This window comes from Salinivibrio costicola subsp. alcaliphilus (genome assembly GCF_001996185.1).
Lineage (GTDB): Bacteria > Pseudomonadota > Gammaproteobacteria > Enterobacterales > Vibrionaceae > Salinivibrio > Salinivibrio costicola.
Genome location: NZ_MUFR01000133.1, coordinates 1 through 488 on the forward strand (window position 1 = coordinate 1; position 488 = coordinate 488).

Consider the following 488-nt stretch of genomic DNA (forward strand, 5'->3'; position numbering starts at 1 on the left):
TGGCAAGCCGGCGGCAAGAGTGGGGGATACCGCCGCCCCACACGGTTGCCCCTGCCCGAAAACCCCACATGGCTTTCATGGTCGCCAGATTGCCGCGGGTTCAATTGGGGTGATGATTGATGGTAAACCCGCCGCCCGCATTGGCGATGCGCTTAACTGCGGTGGCGTACTGGTGTCAGGCTCCGGGGATGTCATTATTGGCTAGGGGCGGCAATGTCTCTAGCTACTTCACTATTAGACATAAGCGAGTCGAGATGAAAAAGATAGCCGCTGTACTCTGCCTGTCTTTACTGACCGGCTGTTGGAGTGATTCAGACATGATGCAAGCGAGAGAGCAGGTGTCGACCGTTGATATCGAGATTGATAACGAAGGCGAGAATCCGCCTGTATTATACACCGCCAATATCCGTTCACAAACCATGTATTGCTTTGGTGTCATCAATAACATAGATGCCATAGACAACCTAGGCTCGAGCGCGGCCACCTTC

General features: G+C 53.7%; 1 protein-coding gene and 1 pseudogene. Both read left to right on the plus strand.

All coding sequences use genetic code 11. The features are described 5' to 3' along the window. Nucleotides 1-205, plus strand: a 205-nt coding sequence (locus BZJ21_RS15525; RefSeq protein ID WP_101494608.1) for a PAAR domain-containing protein, incomplete at its 5' end; no start/stop codon positions are given. Between the two features lie 49 nt (nucleotides 206-254). Then, a pseudogene (locus BZJ21_RS15530) lies at nucleotides 255-488 on the plus strand (glycosyl hydrolase family 26); the annotation flags it as partial.